An 18,126-nucleotide genomic window follows, 5' to 3' on the forward strand; every position below is an offset into this window, starting at 1 on the left:
CTGGCGAATGACGCCACGGGCCCAGGGTCCGTGGCGTCATCATTCATAGGTCGGCCAGGCGCCAGACGTCGTAGGCCGGCTCCTCGTAGGGATGGGCGCGCCTGAGGGCCGCCAGGGCGTCGTGGATCAGGGCGTCCTCGCACACCAGTTCCACCTTCACCTCCTCCACCTTTTCCAGGTCGCCGACCTCGCCGATATGCGGGTTGGCGCCGTCCAACGGGCGAAACTGGCCGGTGCCGCGGGTCTCGAAGCAGCACGCCTCATAGTCGCCGATGCGCCCGGCACCGCTGGCGAAGACGGCTTCCTTGACCGCTTCGGCATCTTCGAGCGGAACGTAGAAGGCAAGCTTGTACATCGTTTTCTCCCTGTCACGATTCTCGCCTGGCCGGCATCGCCAGGCAGGGGGTGTTCACGATCTTGCATTCCCTTTTTGCCATAGCGGGAAAGTCGCGTCAGCCCGTCTCGAGGCAGCGGCCAGGCAGAAACTTGGCCCAAAAAATACTTGTTCAATATATATACAAGTATTAATGTCTGTATAAGGTTTGGGTCGGACCGAGCTCGAGCCTCTATCGTTCACCTGCGAGGAATGCACCAATGAAGACGTTTCAACGAGTAGCCGTCAGTTGGGTGGGAGCAGGCATGTTGGGTGCCGTGTTGGCAGGCGCCGTACAGGCCGATCACCATGGTGATCAGAAGGACATCGTCGACACCGCCGTGGCGGCTGGTCAGTTCGAGACCCTGGCGGCTGCGCTGGAGGCGGCGGGCCTGGTGGAGACCCTCAAGGGCGAAGGGCCTTTCACGGTGTTTGCCCCCACCGATGAGGCCTTTGCCAACCTCCCCGAGGGTACCGTGGAGAGCCTGCTCGAGCCCGAGAACCGTGAGCAGCTCCAGGCCGTGCTGACCTACCACGTGGTGGCGGGCAAGGTCATGGCCGAGGATGCGATGGGACTGGATAGCGCCACGACCGTCCAGGGCCAGGACATCAGCATCACTACCATGGACGGTAGCGTGATGATCAATGATGCCAATGTGGTTCAGGCCGACATCGAGGCCAGCAACGGGGTGATTCACGTGATCGATAGCGTATTGCTACCCGAGTGACAGGGCAGCATCGCTGTGTCCCTCTAGCCACCCCACGGGGTGGCTTTTTGATGTGGGCTTGGGCCACGCCCTGGGGCATGGCATGGTTTCCATGACGGTTGTCATCGGGTCCGAGCGGCCAAGGAGGAAACCATGGACCGAGCACTCTCCGCACTGCTGGAAGCTCAGGAACTCTCCCCCGTGGGCGGGCTGCACCCGCTGGGAGGCGGCGATATCGCTGCCGTCTACCGCCTGGAAACATCCCAGGGAACGGTGGTCGTCAAACGCGACGATGCGGAGCGCCTGGCAGGCGAAGCGGATGGTCTGCAGGCCCTGCGCGAGGCCGAAACTTCGCTACTGGTACCCGAGGTGCTGGCGCTGGGCGACGGTTGGCTGGTGATGCAGGCCTTCGACGAGGCTGGCTCCCGCTCGTCGTGTTCCGCAGAGGTGCTGGGGGAAGGCCTGCGCCAGCTGCATTCGCATACCGCCGTCGAACATGGCTGGTCGCGGGACAACGCCTGCGGTCGCACGCCCCAGTCCAACGCGCCACTCGCCGATGGGCGTGCCTTTCAGCGCGAGCGCCGCCTGTTGCCATTGGCCAAGGCCTGCCACGAGCGCGGGCTGATGGATGCACGGCTGCGCAGCCGCATCGAGGTGCTGGCGGAAACCCTGGAGGACTGGCTGCCCGAGGCACCGGCGAGCCTGCTGCACGGAGACCTGTGGTCGGGCAACGTGCTGTACACCCCGCAGGGACCGGCAGTCATCGATCCGGCGGTGTATCGGCACTACCCGGACGTGGACCTGGCCATGCTGACGCTGTTTGGCTCTCCCGGCGAAGCGTTCTTCGAAGCCTACTGGGATGGCAATACCCCGCACGACTGGCCACGGCGCGAAGCGCTGTTCCAGCTCTACCCGCTGCTCAATCACCTCCTGTTGTTCGGGGGCGGTTATCGGAGTGGCGTCGAGCGGGCGCTTGCTCGTGTCGAAGGAGGATGATCCGGCCACGCCGGGTCATTCAAATGTTCGTTCACAAATTTGGCGCTTTTGCCGCCCAGCACATACACTCGGGTATGTTTATTCATTAGCTCGCTCAAGGAAGAGGAGTTTAGGCATGATCCGAAATATGGGCGGTCTCGTCGGCGTGTGCGCCATTCTCTGGCTGGCAACGCCGCCGGCCCTGTCAGCGCCGGGTACCATCACGTTGCAGATAGACAACGACGGCATGGTCAGCAGGGACGACGACAACTATACGGCCGGTGCGCAGCTCATGTGGACGCGACCGACTTCCCCCGAGCACTGGTCTCGGCATATCGCCGGGGGGCTTCCGGACGGCTGGCTGGATCAGGTCGATGCGTTGAGCTATCACCTGAGCTATCGCATGTATACGCCGGTAGAGGTAGCGCGGCGTGATCTCATCGAAGACGACCGCCCCTACGCCGGCCTGGTGCTGGGCGGCCTGACCCTATATGGCCGCGAGCCGCTACCTGGCGCCTGGCAGCGCGAAGAGGCGTTGCAGCTCGACCTCGGCGTGGTGGGGCCGATCGCGGCAGCCGACAGCGTCCAGCGCGAAGTGCATCGTTTTGTCGAAAGCCAACGGCCTCGCGGCTGGGCCCATCAGTTGGGCAACGAGCCCATCCTCAACGCCTCCTATCGTCGTCACTGGTGGCATCGTCAGGCGCTGGGGCAGTTGGAGATACAGCATGGTCCCGGGGTTTCGGCCTCCCTCGGCAACCTTCTCGTTCAGGCCGGGGCGGGGTACGGCCTGCGCCTCGGAGAAGGACTGGACAATGCCATGGGTTGGCCCTCCTTGGGTGTGGAGCAGGGTGGCTACCGGCAGGTTTCGAGGTCGCCCGGCAGTGGCTGGCACCTGTTCGCCGCGCTACAGGGGCGCTACGTGGCGCATAACCTGCTGCTGGACGGCAATACCGTGCGCGACAGCCACTCGGTCGAGCGTCGCGAGTGGGTCGGCGATGCCGTGCTGGGGTTGGCGTTGACCTGGGAAAGGTGGGAAGTGAGCCTGGCGCACGTGTGGCGCAGCAAGGAGTTCGACGAGCAGGAGAGGAGCACCGTGCACGGCGCGCTGTCGCTGAGCTACCGGCTGTGAGCCGAGTTCTTGCACGGGCGGGCCGCTCGCGACTGTCTCGGCCAGTCTCTGGCGCTGGCCTGCCTATACTGGAAAGCCTGACCGTCAAAAGTATTCGATCATGACGATCGGCGGGGAGGGCAAGACGATGAACGACCTGTTTGCGCTTCGGCGAGTCGGCTGTGGCGCGCTCGTGTTGATGGGGTGGCTTGCCGTGAATGCGCCGGCCTGGGCTGCGCCGGGGGAGTCTCGCCACATGCCGGCGTCTCCCGCCTGGCAGCCGGTCCTTCAACCCTTTGCCTGGCATCGTGAGCACTGGCGCCAGCGCAGGCAGCGTGATCCCTCGTTCCTTATAGAACTGCCCGGAGTGCTGTTCGAACCGTACTACGACTGGGGCCATGCGTCATCGCCGGCGGCGCCGCCACGGCCGTCACCGCCGGTTCCGCGGGAGCGTGGCAACATGTGGCGCGATGACGTAGTGGGCTCTGGCAGCGGCGGTCGGATCGAGGTCCATCCCGAGGGACGTATCCTGCGCAGCCGGCCGCGTGGCGACTGAGCTTTCCTTCATTCGATTTACATCCATACATGCATGAATGTAAAATTCGTCGATCTTTGATGCATCAACGGAAACGACGCACATCATGAAAAGCACATCTCGTCTCGGCCGGGCCGCCCTGGTGGCGTTGGCCGCCGGTCTGTTGCTGGCCGCCTGTGGTCAGGAGGAGAACACGCAAGCGCAGCAGCAGGCTGCCCCGGAGCGTCAACCGCACCCCATCGAGGTCGTAGCGATCGAGCGCCAGGACATCGCGCTGGAGAAATCCTACCCATCGCTGCTGCGTAGCGACGACGAGGTCACCCTCGTGGCCCGTATCACGGGAACCTTGGAGGAGCGCCATTTCGAGCCCGGTGAACAGGTCGAACGAGGTCAGCGTCTCTTCTCCATCGAGCCGGATGTCTATCAGGCGGCGGTAAATCAGAACGAGGCCAACCTGCAGAGCGCCCAGGCCGAACTGTCCCGCGCCCAGCGCGATGCCCAGCGCTTCGAACGTCTGCTGAACCAGAACTCGGTGAGCCAGCAGCAGGTCGACCAGGCGCGCGCGGAGCTGGGCGTGGCACGCGCCGCCGTGGCCCAGGCCGAGGCGGCGCTGGCGAGTTCGCGGATCGATCTCGAGTACGCCGAGGTCACCGCGCCGGTATCGGGCGCGATCGGCCTGGCCCAGATCAACGTCGGCAACCTGGTCAGCCCAGGCTCGGTACTGGCCACCATCACGCCGCTGGATCCGTTGGAGGTGCGCTTCCAGTTGCCACAGCGTGACGCCCTCGAACTGCGTCAGCAGCTGAGGAGCCGGTCGGGCGAATCGATTCGCGCCACGCTGAGCGTTCCCGGCGGCAGTGGTGCGGCCGCCCGGAGCCTGGAGGGTCAGCTCGATTTCCTTGGCTCGCGAGTAGACGAACGCACCAGCACGGTGCAGGCCAGTGCCACGTTTCCCAACCCCGACTCTCAGGTGCTGCCCGGCCAGTTCGCACGCGTCAGCCTCGAGGGGCTCAAGCGTTTCGATGTGCTCGCGGTACCCGAGATCGCCGTGTCTCAGGGCCTGATGGGGCCGCAGGTGTTCGTGCTCGACGAAGACGACACGGCGCGTGCCCGAACCGTGGAGCTGGGCGAAGTGGCCGGGCCGTGGCAGATCATCCGTGGCGGCCTGGAGCCCGGTGAGCGGGTAGTGGTGGGTGATCCGGCCGGCATCGAACCCGGCACGCCCATCGACCCACGGCCCTTCGAAGGCAACGCCCAGGCGCTGGTCGAGGAAGTCGAGCAGGCCGAGGCCGAGGCCCAGCGCGAGGCCGCCGAGGCCATGCCGGAAGGGGGCGCCGCCGAGGCCATGCCGGAGGGGGAAGCCGCTGAAGGCGGCGAGGACGACGCATGAATTTCTCCAACTTCTTCATCAAGCGGCCGATTTTCGCCACGGTGCTGGCGATTATCCTCACCGTGATGGGGGTGGTCAGCATGCGGGTACTGCCCATCGAGCAGTATCCCAGCGTGGTGCCGCCCACGGTGTCGGTGCAGGCGCAGTTTCCCGGGGCCGATGCCGAGACGGTCGCCCAGACGGTGGCGGCCCCGCTGGCCGAGGCGATCAACGGCGTCGAGGACATGCTCTACATGACTTCGACCAGCGCCGACAACGGCTCCATGAGTCTGAACGTGGCGTTCGACATCGGCACCGACGGCGATATCAACACCATCAACGTCAACAACCGGGTGCAGGGTGCGCTGTCGCGTCTGCCCGAGGCGGTGCAGGCCCAGGGCGTCACGGTGGAGCTGCGCAGCAGCTCGATCCTGATGCTGGTGGCGCTGATTTCGCCGCAGGGCGACTACAACAACGTGTTCATGCAGAACTATGCCACGCTGAACATCCTCGACGAGCTGCGCCAAGTGCCCGGCGTGGGCGAGGCCTCGGTGCTGGGCGGCGGCGAGTTTGCCATGCGCGTGTGGATGGACCCCGACAAGCTGGCCCAGTACGACCTGACCCCCACCGAAGTGGCACGGGCCATTCGCGCCCAGAATACCGAGGTGCCGGCAGGCAATCTGGCGGCCACGCCGCAGCGCGACCCGCGTGCCTTTACCTATACCATTACCGCCGGCGGGCGACTCAACGACGTCGAAGACTTCCGCGACATCTTCCTGCGCACCAACCCCGACGGCTCGGCGTTGCGCCTGGACGACGTGGCGCGCATCGAGCTGGGGGCCTCCTACTACGGCGTGCAGGCGCGGCTGAACGGCGCCACCATGACACCGATCATCATCAACCAGCAGCCGGGCGCCAATGCGCTGGAGACGGCGCGGGCGGTGCAGGCCACCATGGCCGACCTGGAGACGCGTTTCCCTCCCGGGCTTGAATACGTGGTGCCCTACGACACCACGCTGTTCATCGGCGCCTCGGTGGATACCGTGACCCACGTCTTCATCGAGGCCTTCCTGATCGTCGGTGTGATCCTGTTCATCTTCCTGCAGAACTGGCGCTTCACGGTGATCGCCATGTCGGTGGTGCCGGTCTCGGTGCTGGCCACCTTCGCCGGCTTCTACCTGTTCGGCTTTTCGATCAACCTGTTGACGCTGTTTGCGCTGGTACTCTCCATCGGCATCGTGGTCGACGATGCCATCCTGGTGGTGGAAAACGTCGAACGGGTGCTCAGCGAGGACGACGAGATCACCGTGACCCAGGCCACCATCCGTGCCATGCGGGAGGTGGGCGGCCCGGTCATCGCCACCTCGCTGATCATGGCGGCGGTGTTCGTGCCGGTGGCCTTCCTGGGGGGCTTCACCGGTCAGATCTACCAGCAGTTCGCCATCACGGTCGCCGTCTCGGTCGCCTTCTCGGCGCTGATGGCGCTGACCTTCACGCCGGCGCTCTCGGCCATCTTCATCAAGCACAAGCCCAAGGGAGTGGGGCAGTCCAAGCTGATGCGGGCGCTCAACACGCCGCTGCGGCTGTTCGATCGCCTGTTTGCCGGCGTTACCGCCGCCTACATGTGGCTGGTCAAGCTGCTGGTGCGCTTCTGGGGGCTGGCGCTGCTGCTTACCGGGCTGGTCATCGGCGCTTCCTGGTGGCTCTACCAGGTTGCACCGGCGACCCTGGTCCCCGAGACCGACCAGGGCATCGTGCTGGCCAGCGTCCAGCTGCCCGACTCCGCCTCCCTGGCGCGTACCCAGAGTTACATGGACGAGCTCAGCTCACGCATCCAAGAGGTGCCCGGGGTGCAGTATTCCACTGCCGTGGCCGGCTACGACATCCTCTCGAGCTCGGTCAACACCGCGCGGGGGATCATGTTCATCAACATGGAGCCGTGGGACGAACGTGAACTGACCGCGACCGAACTGGTGGGACGGGTGATGCAGCTGGGCGCCCAGATTCCCGGCGGTTCGGCCATGGCGTTCAACGTGCCGCCGATCATGGGGCTCTCCACCACGGGGGGCTTCGAAGGCTACCTGCAGTCCTTCGAGGGAGCCTCGCCGCAGGAGCTGTTCCAGGCCTCGGTAAAGGTGATGCAGGCAGCCAATCAGCACCCGGCCCTACAGCGGGTATTCACCACCTTCAACGTCAACGTGCCAGGCTATCGCGCCGAGATCGACCAGCAGAAGGCGCTGAGCTACGGCGTGGCACTGGAAGACCTGAACGCCACCCTGTCGAATACCTTCGGCAACGGCTTCGTAAATTTCTTCAGCTATCAGAATCGCAACTTCCAGGTCTACCTGCAGAACGAGGACGAGTTCCGCAGGACGCCTGATGACGTCAGCAGCGTCTACGTACGTGGCGGCGATGGCGAGCGGATTCCGCTTTCGGAATTCGTCACCCTGGAGCGCCAGGCCAAGCCGGCGGTGGTGTCGCGCTTCGGCGTCTACCTGGGGGCGCAGTTCCAGGGCGGCCCCGCGCCGGGCTACAGCTCCGGTCAGGCGATCGCCGCCATGGAGGAGATCGTCGAGGAGACCCTCGGCGGCGGCTGGGGCATGGGCTGGACCGGCACCGCCTACCAGGAGAGCCAACTGGGCAATACCGCGACGCTGGCCATCGTCTTCGGCATTCTGATGGTGTTCCTAATCCTGGCGGCGCAGTACGAGAGCTGGTCGCTGCCGCTGGCGGTGCTCACTGCGACGCCCTTTGCCTTCCTTGGCGGCATCGGCGGCATCGTGCTGCGCGGGCTCGATACCAGCGTCTACGTAGAGATCGGCATGTTGGTGGTGGTGGGCTTGGCGGCCAAGAATGCCATCCTGATCGTCGAATTCGCCGAACTGCAGCGCAAGGAGCAGGGCAAGTCGATCCGCGAGGCGGCCATCACCGCGGCGGAGCTGCGCTTCCGACCGATCGTGATGACCTCGTTGGCGTTCATCTTCGGCACCCTGCCGCTGGCACTTGCCAGCGGGGCGAGCGACGTCAGCAGCCACCATATCGGTACCACCGTGGCGGTGGGCATGGCCTCGGTGGCGGTGCTCGGCAGCCTGTTCGTACCGAGTTTCTACGCCGTGATCGCGCGTGTCTCCGACTGGCTTCGCTACCAACTGAGAGGTCAGCACGAGGCCGCGAACGAGCACACCTGAGCGACAGGCAATTGCACTGCGCGGCCACAGGGCGCCACCGGTAAGGTGGCGCCCTTTTTCATGGTCTGGGAGCTAGCCCTGCCCAGAGCGGCTTGGGCTAGGCTGAAGGTGAGTCGAGCGCTACCCGCGAGGAGGCCGCCATGGAAGCCGTACGTCAGATTGCCCTGAGTTTTCCCGTCGTCGTCTTCACTGCTTTGCTGCCATTGGTGTTGCTCTACTGGCTGCTGGTGCTGCTGCGCCTGGCACCGCTGGCGCTGTTCGCCCGCGACAGCCTGAAGGGGGACCATCTGGCCAGCACCATGGTGGCCCTGGGCTTCGCCGGCGTGCCGGTCTCCTTTGCGCTGAGTGTGCTGCTAGCGCTGGCTGGCGCCGTGACCCTGGCGATAGAGCTGCTGGTGCTGCGCTGGCTGCCGCTGGGGCTGTTTCGTATCCCCGTGGGCGTGGCGGTTCTATGGGCGGCCTTCGTTCTCGCCTCGCCGCTGGCGGCAAGCTTGTGTCATGCACTGCAGCGCCGCTTCCACCGGTTGGCACAGTCGCAGCCGTGCTGCCTGCTGGGGGAAGTCGTACAGGTGCGCGCCGCACCCGATGCGCAGGGCTGGGCCACGGCCACGCTGGTCGACGACCCCGAGTGTGAGGTGCGCCTTCACGCCAAGCCCGGTGACTTGCCCCATCCCGGGGAGCGCCGGGTCCTGGTCAAGTTCGTGGCGAAGGAGGGCGCCTACCGCAGCGTGGCGGAGAGCCGCTACTGCGAGGCGCGCGTGCACCTGAGCCGGCTGCGGCTCGCGCATGGCCGTGGCGGGGCGAGTCATGGAGGCGCCGAGGCACCGCTGTAACGCTCAGTGCTTGGCGCGCAGCAGTTCCAGTTGGGTTTCGACGAGCAGCGTGCCGCGCTCGCGCAGCGAGAATTGCTCGTAGTTGCGCAGCCAGTCGTGAAACAGGCCGCCGAGAATGGCCTGCAGCAACCTGGCGGCCACTTCCGGGGAAAGGTCCTGGCGAAGATGGCCCATCCGGGCGGCGCTGGTGAAGTAGCCGAGCAGCGCGCCACAAGCCTCCTCGGCCATCTCGTTCTGCATCGCCAAGGGGTCGATCTCGGCGAAAGTCTCGCAATGATGAATCAGGATGGCGTGCACGCGTCGATAGCGCGGCTGCTCGAGGCGTGCGAAGCCGCTCTGGCAGGCGCGACGGATGGCTTCCAGCGGCTTGTTGGCGAGTTCCGGATCGCCGATCTCCTCGACCAACTCCTCGAACGGCATGCGCACCCGTTGCAGCATGGCCTGGAACAGGTCGGCCTTGTCCTTGAAGTGCCAGTAGACGGCACCACGGGTCATGCCGGCCTCGCGAGCAATCTGCTCCAGTGAGGTGCGGGCCACACCTCGTTCGAGGAAGACAGCCTCGGCGGCATCGAGCAGGGCTTCGCGTGTGGCGGCGGCTTCTGCTTTGGTACGTCGGGCCATGTGGGGCGGTTCTCCTCGACACTGTCATGTTTTCGACATTCTAACTCAGGGATGACACGCTTACATTCGTATATGTATGTCATGCTTCGCGCATGATGCCATCTCAGCCTATCCCTCGTATTCCACGCAGCGGCAAGGTATAACGGATCGAACACTGTTCTATTCCGGGAAGGTCAATGCCCCGCGCATCTTTCGAGCTCAATGGCGTCAAGATCAAACCCGGCAGCCGTCTCCAGGTCGACGTGCCGGTGGCGCGGCTCTACACCCATGCGCCGTTGCACATCCCTGTCGAAGTGGTGCACGGCCGCCGCCAGGGGCCGGTCATGCTGGTCTGCGGAGGCATTCATGGCGACGAGATCAACAGCGTGGAGATTGTGCGCCGGCTGATGCGTTCGAAGCAGATCCAAGGGCTCAACGGCACCCTGATCGCAGTGCCCATCGTCAATGTCTTCGGCTTCATGCAGCACAGCCGCTACCTGCCGGACCGGCGCGATCTCAACCGCTGCTTCCCCGGCAGCGAGACGGGCTCGCTGGGAGCCCGTGTGGCGGCGCTGTTTCGCGAGCAAATCGTCGATCACGCGACGCATATCATCGACCTCCATACCGGAGCCATCCACCGTACCAACCTGCCGCAGATCCGTGCCCAGCTCAGCCGGGGTAGCGAGACCGAGCGCATGGCCAATGCCTTCGGCGCGCCTGTCATCCTCAACGCCGAACTGCGCGAAGGCAGCCTGCGCCACTACGCCCAGACGCGAGGCATTCCAGTACTGACCTACGAGGCCGGCGAGGCGCTGCGCTTCGACGAGTGGGCGATCACGCCGGGCGTGCGAGGCGTGCTGCGCGTCATGCGCCGGCTGGGCATGCTGGCGGGAGAGCATCGCCGCCGGCCGCCGCCGGCGGCGGAGCTGGCCAACGGCTCGAGCTGGGCGCGGGCGCCCATCGACGGCATCCTGCGACCCAAGGTGCGCCTCGGCGCACGGGTAACCAAGGGCGACGTGCTGGGAAAGGTGGCCGACCCCTTCGGCAATGCTGAGGCCGGTGTCAAGGCCATGGCCGACGGCATCGTGATCGGCATGAGTCGGTTGCCGTTGGCCAACGAAGGCGAGGCGCTATTTCATATCGCCCGCTTCGATGCCATCGAGGAGGCCGAGAGCGCCATCGAGGACTTCCACTCCAGCCTCGAGCCGCCGCCCGACCCGCTCTACTGACGGGGCAATGGACGAAAGTCCTAAGCTTCGGCGAGACGGGGCTCGGCTTCGTAGTCGCTCTTTTCCGGCACCAGGCTCAGGGCATCGTCGTATACCCGCAGGCAGGCGCCGTCGAGGTGACCGTTCTCCGACAGATGGCGACGGAAGCGGCGCCCGCCCGGCTGGCCCTGGAACAGGCCCAGCAGGTGGCGGGTGACATGGTTGAGCTTGGCGCCTTCCTCGAGCCGGCGGGCGATGTAAGGGCGGAACGCTCGCGCGGCGGCATGGCGGCTCATGGCCGGCCCGGGTTCGCCGTAGAGCGCCTGATCGACGCCGGCCAGCAGCCAGGGGTTCTGGTAGGCTTCGCGTCCGACCATCACGCTGTCTACATGGCTCAGCTGCTCGCGGCACTCGTCCAGCGTCTTGATGCCACCGTTGATGCCGATGTGCAGCTCCGGTCGACTGGCCTTGAGGCGATGCACCCGCGGGTAGTTGAGCGGCGGGATGTCGCGGTTCTCCTTGGGCGAGAGCCCTTGCAGCCACGCCTTGCGCGCATGCACGATGAACGTCTCGCAGCCGGCATCGGCCACGGTGGCGATGAAGCGCTCGAGGTCGGCATCCTCGTCCTGGTCGTCGATGCCGATGCGGCACTTCACCGTCACCGGAATGCGCACCGCCGCGCGCATGGCGCGCACCGCCGCGGCGACCTTCTCGGGGTGGCCCATCAGGCAGGCGCCGATCATGTTGTTCTGCACCCGATCGCTGGGGCAGCCGACGTTGAGGTTCACCTCGTCATAGCCCCACGCCTCGGCAATGGCCGCGCACTCCGCCAGCTCGCTGGGGTCGCTACCGCCCAACTGCAGCGCAAGGGGATGCTCGACCTCGTCATAGCCGAGGAAACGTTCGCGCGGGCTGCCGTGCAGGATGGCGCCGGTGGTCACCATCTCGGTATACAGCAGCGCGTGGCGGGTCAGGGTACGGGCAAAAGCTCTTTGGTCCCTGGTCGTCCAGTCCATCATGGGGGCCACAGAAAACCGGCGCGCCCGAGCCAGCGGGTCGTTTCCAGTCGTGTTGCTCATCAATGGCCTCCAGAGGTTCTGCCGTCGCTACCGTTTGATCCGGCTCGTTTCGCCTCAAACTACTGCGCTTCCTTCAGGGTAACGACGTGTTTACCGCTCGCCAAAGCGACGCTGTGGTCGCGCGCCGTCGAGCTGCGGGGAGCAGGAAATGAAATGGCCGATTATTGTACGCAAGAAGGGGCAGCGTGCCCAGCACAGGGGGCCTGTTCCGCTCTGTAGGTGCAAGGTGCAGCGATCTGTCATGTTGTGCATCATGCGTCAATAAACGAGCACTGGATGGGAGCGGGCCGTGAACCGGCCCGGCAACGATGAAGTAGGGTCGATCTACCCTGCTAGTGACTTTGTAAGAGGCCGCCTACAAAACGAAGCGAATTCTTACAGCATTCCATAACCTGGGTTAGCAGGGTTTTCACTCGCAGCGACTACCTTAAGGTGTAACGGGCTAGGGAGAGCCCTTCAGGGAAGGCCGAGCGATGGAAAGCTCAGAATCAAGGATGCTTGGGCAGGAAGCCTAAGGTTGGTTTGATAGGGAAGCGTTGTTAGAAAGCCCGGCCCCAGTGGTCGGGCTTCTTTCTGTAGGCTGTAGGCCTACTTCTGTAAGCCTACTTGGCGACTGGCCCCCCATGGCAGGGCTTTGCCTTTGCGAGTCACGCTTTGGTTTCGCGTGCTCTATGGATTCGCCAAAGAAGCGCGTCTCATCGCGCCTGCCCTGGCTACGGCCAGGGCTCTTTTATCTTGCCTGGACGCGCGGTAACTCATCCCACCTTGTCGAATAGCGCTGGGTGAGGCTTGCGCAACGCAGGTGCCAGGCGGCACCGGGACTGGGCGTGCCAAACTTCACGGTGCCGCGCCCCATCCTGTGGTTCAGCTCGTCCATCACGCCCATCAACTTTGCACTGCGCTGGCGCTCGGTGTCGCTCTGCAGCGTATCCAGCAGCGAGAGCTGCTGGCGGTCGGCGTCGATCAGGTCGAGCAGCATCACGCCGCCTTTCTGGTACAGGTAGCCCTGGCGGTAGATCCGCTGCAGGGCCTCGCCAGCGGCGTGGAGGATCTCGCGGCTGTCGTCGGTGGGTCGGGGCAGCTCAACCGCTAGGCTGGGCGAATACTGGGGCAGGTCGGTACGAAACGGATTGGTCTTGAGGAAGACCAGCACCGCGCGAGCCAGGCTGCGCTGGTGGCGCAGCTTCTCCGCACCGCGCTGGCCGTGCTGGCGCATGGCCTCGCGGATCTCGGCCAGGTCGTCGGTGAGCTTGCCGAAGCTGCGGCTGGTCATGATGCGCTGGCGCGGCTCAAGGAAGTCGCTCATCTCGATGCAACTGATACCCCGGAGTTCCAGGGCGGTACGCTCGAGGGTGACACTGAACTGCCGTCGGAGGCGTTTGGGATTGGCCTTAGCGAGGTCCCAGGCGCTCTTGATGCCGATCAGCGCCAGGCGTTCGACGAGCCGCCGTCCCACGCCCCATACATCGCCCAGGGCGAGTTTTTCGAGCAGGACCTGCGTTTCCTCGCTGCCGGGCTGGAGCACGCATACGCCGCCATAGGCGGGTATTTTTTTGGCCGCCCGGTTGGCCAGTTTGGCCAGAGTTCGCGAGGGGGCGACGCCCACGCAGACGGGTATGCCGGTGAATTGGCGGACCTTATGGTGCAGTTGCCGGGCATGCTCGAGCAGCTGTGTCTGGGTGAAACCCTCGAACCGTATGAACATCTCATCGATGGAGTAGGGCTCGACAGCGGGAGCGAACTCCTCGAGCACGGCCTGCACCCGCTGGCTCATGTCGCCGTAGAGCTCGTAGTTGCTCGACAGCAGGTGGATGCGGCCCTGGCGCACCAGGTGCTGAAGCTCGAACGCCGGCGTGCCCATTTTGATACCAAGCGACTTCAGCTCGTTGGAGAGGGCGATCACACAGCCGTCGTTGTTCGACATCACGCCTACCGGTACGCCGCGCAGTCGCGGCTGGAACACGCGCTCGCAGCTGACGTAGAACGAGTTGCAGTCGACCAAGCCGATCATGCTCATACCTGGTACTCATGGATGACCGATCGGACGACGCCCCAAACCTGACACTCGATGTCGACGAGTGGGATGGGCGCATAGCGTGGGTTGCCCGAGCAGAGGCACGGCACCTGGCCGCGCAGCTCATAGCGCTTCACTGTGATCTCGCCGTCGACCATGGCGACGATGATATGTCCCGGCCGTGGCTCTAGGGAACGATCGACCAGCAGCAGGTCGCCATCGTAGATGCCAAAGCGCACCATGCTGTCACCGGTCACGCCCATGAAGAACGTCGCCGAGGGGCGCTTCACCAGCCGTTCGTTCAAATCGAGCGTACGGCCTTCGTAGTCCTGCGCCGGGCTGGGGAAGCCTGAGAGGCCGGCTCGGCCGACTGCCAAGGGGTAGGGCAGCGCGAGCGACGGCGGTTCGGGGTGAGCCGGGATGAGGTTTGCCAGTGTCATTGTGAGTCCCTTTGAAAATCTGTAGTTTTATACAGTATTCGCGACATCGTCGCTCTCAGGCAACAGGCAAACGCTAATGGAAGTTAGCTTCTGGGCGTGCAAGAGGGCCAGGCGAGAAGCGACAGGGGAGATGGCCTGCCGGATCCGCTGGGGGAGGCAGGCCATGGGCTGGTTAGAGGGCAAGACCCGGCTTCCGGGCTCGGCCGGGTCAGTCGTGTACGCTCCTCCTTCAGGGCCAGGAGGGGTTAGTGCTTCAAAATCACGTAGAACGCGTGAAGGATACCCGGAATGAAACCCAGGATCGTCAACAGGATGTTGAGCCAGAAATGCCCCTTCAGGCCGACCTCCAGAAACACGCCGACTGGCGGTAACAGGAGGGCAAAGATCATCTTGATGGGGTCCGTTGCGGTAAATGCCATATCCAACTCCTTGGGTAGCGCTCTCGATCCTGTATCAAGCTTAGCGTATTCTCAGGCGTTGTCTGCATGGGCTAACTCTCTGTTTCGATAGTCCAAACAAGACTTACGAGCAGGGGGATGTAAGTTATTTCGTACAAACGCGGAGCGAATTTCTTACGTCGTCTGATAACTTGGATTAAACCGCTTTTCGGCTGAAGCAACTACGCTGAGGAATAACGGGCTAGGGAGAGCCCTACAGGGAAGGCCGAGCGATGGAGCGCTCAGAACCAAGGATGCTTGGACAGGGAGCCCAAGGTTGGTCGATAGGGAAGCGTTGATTGAAGGCCCGGCCCCAGTGGTCGGGCTTTTTTTCGCTGCGCCTGCTGCCGTAGCGAGGCTCCTCATGACAGATGCCTGCCTTGCAATAGATGCCTGCCTTGCGAGAGATGCCTTGGATTCGCGTTCTCGAGGGTTCGCCAAAATATTGCGTCTCTTCTCGCCTGCCCTGGCTGTCGCTGGGGCTCTTTTCGTCCGTATTGACGATTGGCCGCGCTTCCCTGCTCGCATAGCTGCCTTCATGTCATCGCGAGAACCGCCTCCCCAAGTCGGGCATGCATGTTGGCACGCTCCTCATGTAATGGCTTATCCCAGGTTAAAGAATCCTGCCGAGAGAGCTGTCATTGTGTGCGTACAGGGCAGGGAAAGCCCGACAGGGAAGATCGAGTCAAGGAAGGCTCACGTACCAAGGACGCTCGAGCAGGAAGCTTGAGAAAGGTGCAAGGAGGCAGGAATATAGCCCGGCCCATTGGCCGGGCTTTTTCTTTCAAGCGTCTGCATTATCCGCGAGCCAGGCGGATGAGTCGACCGTCCTCTTCGCTTCGCTTCGTTTCGTTACGTTTAGACACCGAGAATTGCCTAATTCTTCTTGATAAACCTTGGGGCCGAACTATTCTGAAGATGCAAAAAGGCATGGATGCTCTTCAAGGCAGAATGCCTTGCTGGGTTAGGAAAGCCGATGGAAAGGAACAGGGAAGGCCAGTAGCGACAGGACGTCAACTTTGGCCAGGGAGTTCCCGGTGTTTATCTGTAGGAAGCCTCTGACAGCCCTCGCCTCTCGGTGAGGGCTGTTTCCTTTGTAACTGTTTTAATCGAAATTTCCTGAATCTGTGGTCGTGGTTCGGCAGGTGCTCCCCCGTTGAGACTTTGAATAGCGCAGGGCCGGCCATAAAAGAGAGAAAAGTGCTGCGGGTTGGTGCGAATGGTCGGAGTATTACATCCTCTGTCGGCAATGTCTTACAGAACGAGAAGACGATGGCAGCATTATTTTCTCGATCGATCTGGCAAGCTGTCCATGGTTGAGCCAGGAAGGCTCTTCAGGGAAGAAGGGACCAGGAAGGTCTGGTACTCAAGGAATGATGGAAAGGACACCAGGAAGTGTGGAAGGAGTCGAACCGAGCCCGGCTGAATGGCCGGGCTTACCTTGCCTGCGCTCTGGAGGCAAGGTGCCGGTCTGGAGTAGAGAGTGTACCTGTGCCCGGCGGGACAGGATGAGGCCTCTGCAAACCCCGGCATTGACAAAAGCTTTCGCTGCTAGGGGAGCGATGTAATATGCTCATTGGCCTGTTTCGCGTCTGATCACTAGGCTGGTGAGTATCTCGCAAGGAGGCGGGAAATAGGGAAGACCGAGCAGAGGAGGCTCGATGAGGCCAGGGATGCATGACAGGGTCGTCATGGTGAGCTGGAAAGGAACCAAGAATTGAAGCCCGGCCTCGCGCCGGGCTTTCTTTTCTTTATTCTCTCTTTAGCGTCGTCCTGCAGCAATGGCGGCAGGTTGTCATGTGACGCCTGTACAGGGCGAGCTCCCAAGCGCAGCGAGACGAGAGGGCGTTGCAGTAACGAAAGGAAAATTTCCTGCGCCAAAAGTTAACGCAAGTTAATTTATTTTCCCTCTTGCGCTGGCACTGTAGTCCAGCCCAATGGGACTGGTCTGGAGACGGCCAATCCCATTGATATTGAACGAAAACGAGCATGAAAGGAGTTTGAACCAGGGGCTGAACGCAAGCCTCACCGGGACTGATGCAGGAGAAGAAGAATGATCGAGCTAACATGGAAGGCAGGATCAAGATTTCTTGACGACAAAGGTCCTAGTATCGCTATCGCGCTGTTTGCCATCTTCATGTCGTGGGTGCTGTTCTGGCCACATGGGCATGGCCTCGGCATGAATACGGCCGTTGGCATGGAGCCTGAGACCGGGGGACACGAGCAGGCGTCTGTCCCCGTTGCCTATGGCGCGGCTGAGCGCATGCATCTCGAAGGCGATACCTTGGCGCACTATCCCAGTACCCTCGACACACAAAACCCTTACTGCCTGCTGATAGAGCATTTGAGCTCGGGACAGCTGGAGCAGGCCTCGGTGTCCGTGTCGCGTTACGCAACCCTGTGCGACATTTTTACCGATGCAGCGCGGATGGTCGGCGCATACGATCGGCTAGACGACCGAGAGCGATTTCTTACGGAGCCACATGGATTCACGCTGTATACCCAAGGAACGATACAGCCGGTCGGGCCTTTCCATGCGCATGGTGAGTGCAGTGAGATAGCCGCGAGGCTGGCCTTGGTCGGTGAACAACCCTCACGCTGCATGCCTTACGCCGAGATTAGGCAGGCAGCCTTGATGCGAGAGCGGAGCTGACACCAAGCCAGAGGGTGCTGGGCCACAAGGCCACGGCTGCCGGAAGAGCAGCCGTGGCCTTTTTCGTTTTTATGCTGTCAGGCACGCATGGCGTACCGGTGGCTGGACGAGTCGGCGCATGTTTCCTGTGCTATGTAGAAGTAAGGCAGACTGCTCAGGAGGTAGGTGATGGAACAGCGCCAAGCCCTGCTCGAAGCTCTCCGCGATGAGCTGATCGAACGCGTGGATCGCTACAAGGTGCACAAGATGCGCCTGGAGAACCCGTTGGATCGGGACATGGAGGAGCAGGCCATCGAGCTCGAAAACGAAGACGTGATCGATGCGCTGGAGGATGAAGCCGAAGAGGAGTTGAGGCAGGTTCTGCATGCCCTCGAGCGTATCGACGAGGGGGAGGGTGAGCTGTGTGAACGCTGCGCTGAGCCGATCGATCCCCGACGCCTCGAGGCGATTCCCTACGCGACGCTCTGTCTTGACTGTGCCGAGCAGGAGGGTGAGCCTTGACCTGCCCGGGCGGGACGTGCCAACCATCGCAGTGCTAGCCTAGGGAATCGACTTTCGGTCTGGAGAAAGGCATGAGGGTATGGCGTCGGTCCTGCATGGGGTTGTT

General features: G+C 63.2%; 16 protein-coding genes. 10 read left to right on the forward strand and 6 right to left on the reverse strand.

Translation table 11 applies throughout. From position 1 onward, the window contains the following. Positions 1-43 precede the first annotated feature (43 nt). Entirely contained in the window at positions 44-355 is a 312-nt protein-coding gene (locus tag HNO53_RS07050) for a YqfO family protein (protein WP_209477342.1), read from the reverse strand. 239 nt (positions 356-594) lie between these two features. Between HNO53_RS07050 and HNO53_RS07055 the strand changes: the two genes are divergently transcribed. The 7 genes from HNO53_RS07055 (at position 595) to HNO53_RS07085 (ending at position 9,088) form a co-directional block, all read left to right on the forward strand. Continuing rightward, positions 595-1,101: a fasciclin domain-containing protein gene (locus tag HNO53_RS07055; protein WP_209477344.1), complete on the forward strand. Its 507-nt coding sequence runs from the start codon at positions 595-597 to the stop codon at positions 1,099-1,101. A gap of 132 nt (positions 1,102-1,233) precedes the next feature. After that, positions 1,234-2,076, forward strand: coding sequence for a fructosamine kinase family protein (locus tag HNO53_RS07060; protein ID WP_209477346.1), 843 nt, complete (start codon positions 1,234-1,236; stop codon positions 2,074-2,076). A 115-nt stretch (positions 2,077-2,191) separates the two neighbouring features. After that, positions 2,192-3,184 (forward strand): lipid A deacylase LpxR family protein, encoded by a 993-nt coding sequence (locus HNO53_RS07065; protein WP_209477347.1) that lies wholly within the window; start codon positions 2,192-2,194, stop codon positions 3,182-3,184. Between the two features lie 127 nt (positions 3,185-3,311). Beyond that, on the forward strand, positions 3,312-3,719 hold the full coding sequence (locus HNO53_RS07070; RefSeq protein WP_209477349.1) for a hypothetical protein: 408 nt from the start codon (positions 3,312-3,314) through the stop codon (positions 3,717-3,719). A gap of 85 nt (positions 3,720-3,804) precedes the next feature. Continuing rightward, positions 3,805-5,088 (forward strand): efflux RND transporter periplasmic adaptor subunit, encoded by a 1,284-nt coding sequence (locus HNO53_RS07075; protein WP_209477351.1) that lies wholly within the window; start codon positions 3,805-3,807, stop codon positions 5,086-5,088. Beyond that, a complete protein-coding gene (locus HNO53_RS07080) occupies positions 5,085-8,255 on the forward strand; it encodes an efflux RND transporter permease subunit (RefSeq protein ID WP_209477353.1) in 3,171 nt (1,056 codons plus the stop codon). The genes HNO53_RS07075 and HNO53_RS07080 overlap by 4 nt, the downstream gene beginning before the upstream one ends. A gap of 140 nt (positions 8,256-8,395) precedes the next feature. Beyond that, on the forward strand, positions 8,396-9,088 hold the full coding sequence (locus HNO53_RS07085; RefSeq protein ID WP_209477355.1) for a hypothetical protein: 693 nt from the start codon (positions 8,396-8,398) through the stop codon (positions 9,086-9,088). Positions 9,089-9,091: 3 nt separating this feature from the next. On the opposite strand, the gene HNO53_RS07090 is transcribed toward HNO53_RS07085, so the two are convergent. Continuing rightward, positions 9,092-9,709, reverse strand: coding sequence for a TetR family transcriptional regulator (locus tag HNO53_RS07090; RefSeq protein WP_209477357.1), 618 nt, complete (start codon positions 9,707-9,709; stop codon positions 9,092-9,094). A gap of 176 nt (positions 9,710-9,885) precedes the next feature. On the opposite strand from HNO53_RS07090, the gene HNO53_RS07095 reads away from it, so the two are divergent. Further along, complete coding sequence (locus HNO53_RS07095; protein ID WP_209477358.1) at positions 9,886-10,917, forward strand: succinylglutamate desuccinylase/aspartoacylase family protein; 1,032 nt, start codon at positions 9,886-9,888, stop codon at positions 10,915-10,917. 20 nt (positions 10,918-10,937) lie between these two features. On the opposite strand, the gene dusA is transcribed toward HNO53_RS07095, so the two are convergent. The 4 genes from dusA to HNO53_RS07115 all read right to left on the reverse strand — a co-directional run bounded on the left by dusA (position 10,938) and on the right by HNO53_RS07115 (position 14,848). Further along, positions 10,938-11,975: a tRNA dihydrouridine(20/20a) synthase DusA gene (gene dusA, locus HNO53_RS07100; RefSeq protein ID WP_209477360.1), complete on the reverse strand. Its 1,038-nt coding sequence runs from the start codon at positions 11,973-11,975 to the stop codon at positions 10,938-10,940. Between the two features lie 730 nt (positions 11,976-12,705). Next, positions 12,706-13,986, reverse strand: coding sequence for a Y-family DNA polymerase (locus tag HNO53_RS07105; RefSeq protein WP_209478556.1), 1,281 nt, complete (start codon positions 13,984-13,986; stop codon positions 12,706-12,708). 2 nt (positions 13,987-13,988) lie between these two features. Further along, positions 13,989-14,429 (reverse strand): LexA family protein, encoded by a 441-nt coding sequence (locus HNO53_RS07110; protein WP_209477362.1) that lies wholly within the window; start codon positions 14,427-14,429, stop codon positions 13,989-13,991. Positions 14,430-14,674: 245 nt separating this feature from the next. Then, complete coding sequence (locus tag HNO53_RS07115; protein WP_209477364.1) at positions 14,675-14,848, reverse strand: YqaE/Pmp3 family membrane protein; 174 nt, start codon at positions 14,846-14,848, stop codon at positions 14,675-14,677. A gap of 2,071 nt (positions 14,849-16,919) precedes the next feature. On the opposite strand from HNO53_RS07115, the gene HNO53_RS07120 reads away from it, so the two are divergent. Together HNO53_RS07120 and HNO53_RS07125 are read left to right on the forward strand one after the other, a co-directional pair. Beyond that, entirely contained in the window at positions 16,920-17,519 is a 600-nt protein-coding gene (locus HNO53_RS07120; RefSeq protein WP_209477366.1) for a hypothetical protein, read from the forward strand. Positions 17,520-17,687: 168 nt separating this feature from the next. Continuing rightward, positions 17,688-18,020, forward strand: coding sequence for a TraR/DksA family transcriptional regulator (locus tag HNO53_RS07125; RefSeq protein ID WP_209477368.1), 333 nt, complete (start codon positions 17,688-17,690; stop codon positions 18,018-18,020). Positions 18,021-18,126: the final 106 nt, after the last annotated feature.

The organism is Billgrantia antri (assembly GCF_017868935.1).
GTDB lineage: Bacteria > Pseudomonadota > Gammaproteobacteria > Pseudomonadales > Halomonadaceae > Halomonas > Halomonas antri.

Excerpts from the sequence above, each read along its gene's own strand:
- HNO53_RS07050 (WP_209477342.1), bottom strand. The coding sequence starts at position 355 with ATGTACAAGCTTGCCTTCTACGTTCCGCTCGAAGATGCCGAAGCGGTC.
- HNO53_RS07055 (WP_209477344.1), top strand. The coding sequence starts at position 595 with ATGAAGACGTTTCAACGAGTAGCCGTCAGTTGGGTGGGAGCAGGCATG.
- HNO53_RS07060 (WP_209477346.1), top strand. The coding sequence starts at position 1,234 with ATGGACCGAGCACTCTCCGCACTGCTGGAAGCTCAGGAACTCTCCCCC.
- HNO53_RS07065 (WP_209477347.1), top strand. The coding sequence starts at position 2,192 with ATGATCCGAAATATGGGCGGTCTCGTCGGCGTGTGCGCCATTCTCTGG.
- HNO53_RS07070 (WP_209477349.1), top strand. The coding sequence starts at position 3,312 with ATGAACGACCTGTTTGCGCTTCGGCGAGTCGGCTGTGGCGCGCTCGTG.
- HNO53_RS07075 (WP_209477351.1), top strand. The coding sequence starts at position 3,805 with ATGAAAAGCACATCTCGTCTCGGCCGGGCCGCCCTGGTGGCGTTGGCC.
- HNO53_RS07080 (WP_209477353.1), top strand. The coding sequence starts at position 5,085 with ATGAATTTCTCCAACTTCTTCATCAAGCGGCCGATTTTCGCCACGGTG.
- HNO53_RS07085 (WP_209477355.1), top strand. The coding sequence starts at position 8,396 with ATGGAAGCCGTACGTCAGATTGCCCTGAGTTTTCCCGTCGTCGTCTTC.
- HNO53_RS07090 (WP_209477357.1), bottom strand. The coding sequence starts at position 9,709 with ATGGCCCGACGTACCAAAGCAGAAGCCGCCGCCACACGCGAAGCCCTG.
- HNO53_RS07095 (WP_209477358.1), top strand. The coding sequence starts at position 9,886 with ATGCCCCGCGCATCTTTCGAGCTCAATGGCGTCAAGATCAAACCCGGC.
- dusA (WP_209477360.1), bottom strand. The coding sequence starts at position 11,975 with ATGAGCAACACGACTGGAAACGACCCGCTGGCTCGGGCGCGCCGGTTT.
- HNO53_RS07105 (WP_209478556.1), bottom strand. The coding sequence starts at position 13,986 with ATGATCGGCTTGGTCGACTGCAACTCGTTCTACGTCAGCTGCGAGCGC.
- HNO53_RS07110 (WP_209477362.1), bottom strand. The coding sequence starts at position 14,429 with ATGACACTGGCAAACCTCATCCCGGCTCACCCCGAACCGCCGTCGCTC.
- HNO53_RS07115 (WP_209477364.1), bottom strand. The coding sequence starts at position 14,848 with ATGGCATTTACCGCAACGGACCCCATCAAGATGATCTTTGCCCTCCTG.
- HNO53_RS07120 (WP_209477366.1), top strand. The coding sequence starts at position 16,920 with ATGATCGAGCTAACATGGAAGGCAGGATCAAGATTTCTTGACGACAAA.
- HNO53_RS07125 (WP_209477368.1), top strand. The coding sequence starts at position 17,688 with ATGGAACAGCGCCAAGCCCTGCTCGAAGCTCTCCGCGATGAGCTGATC.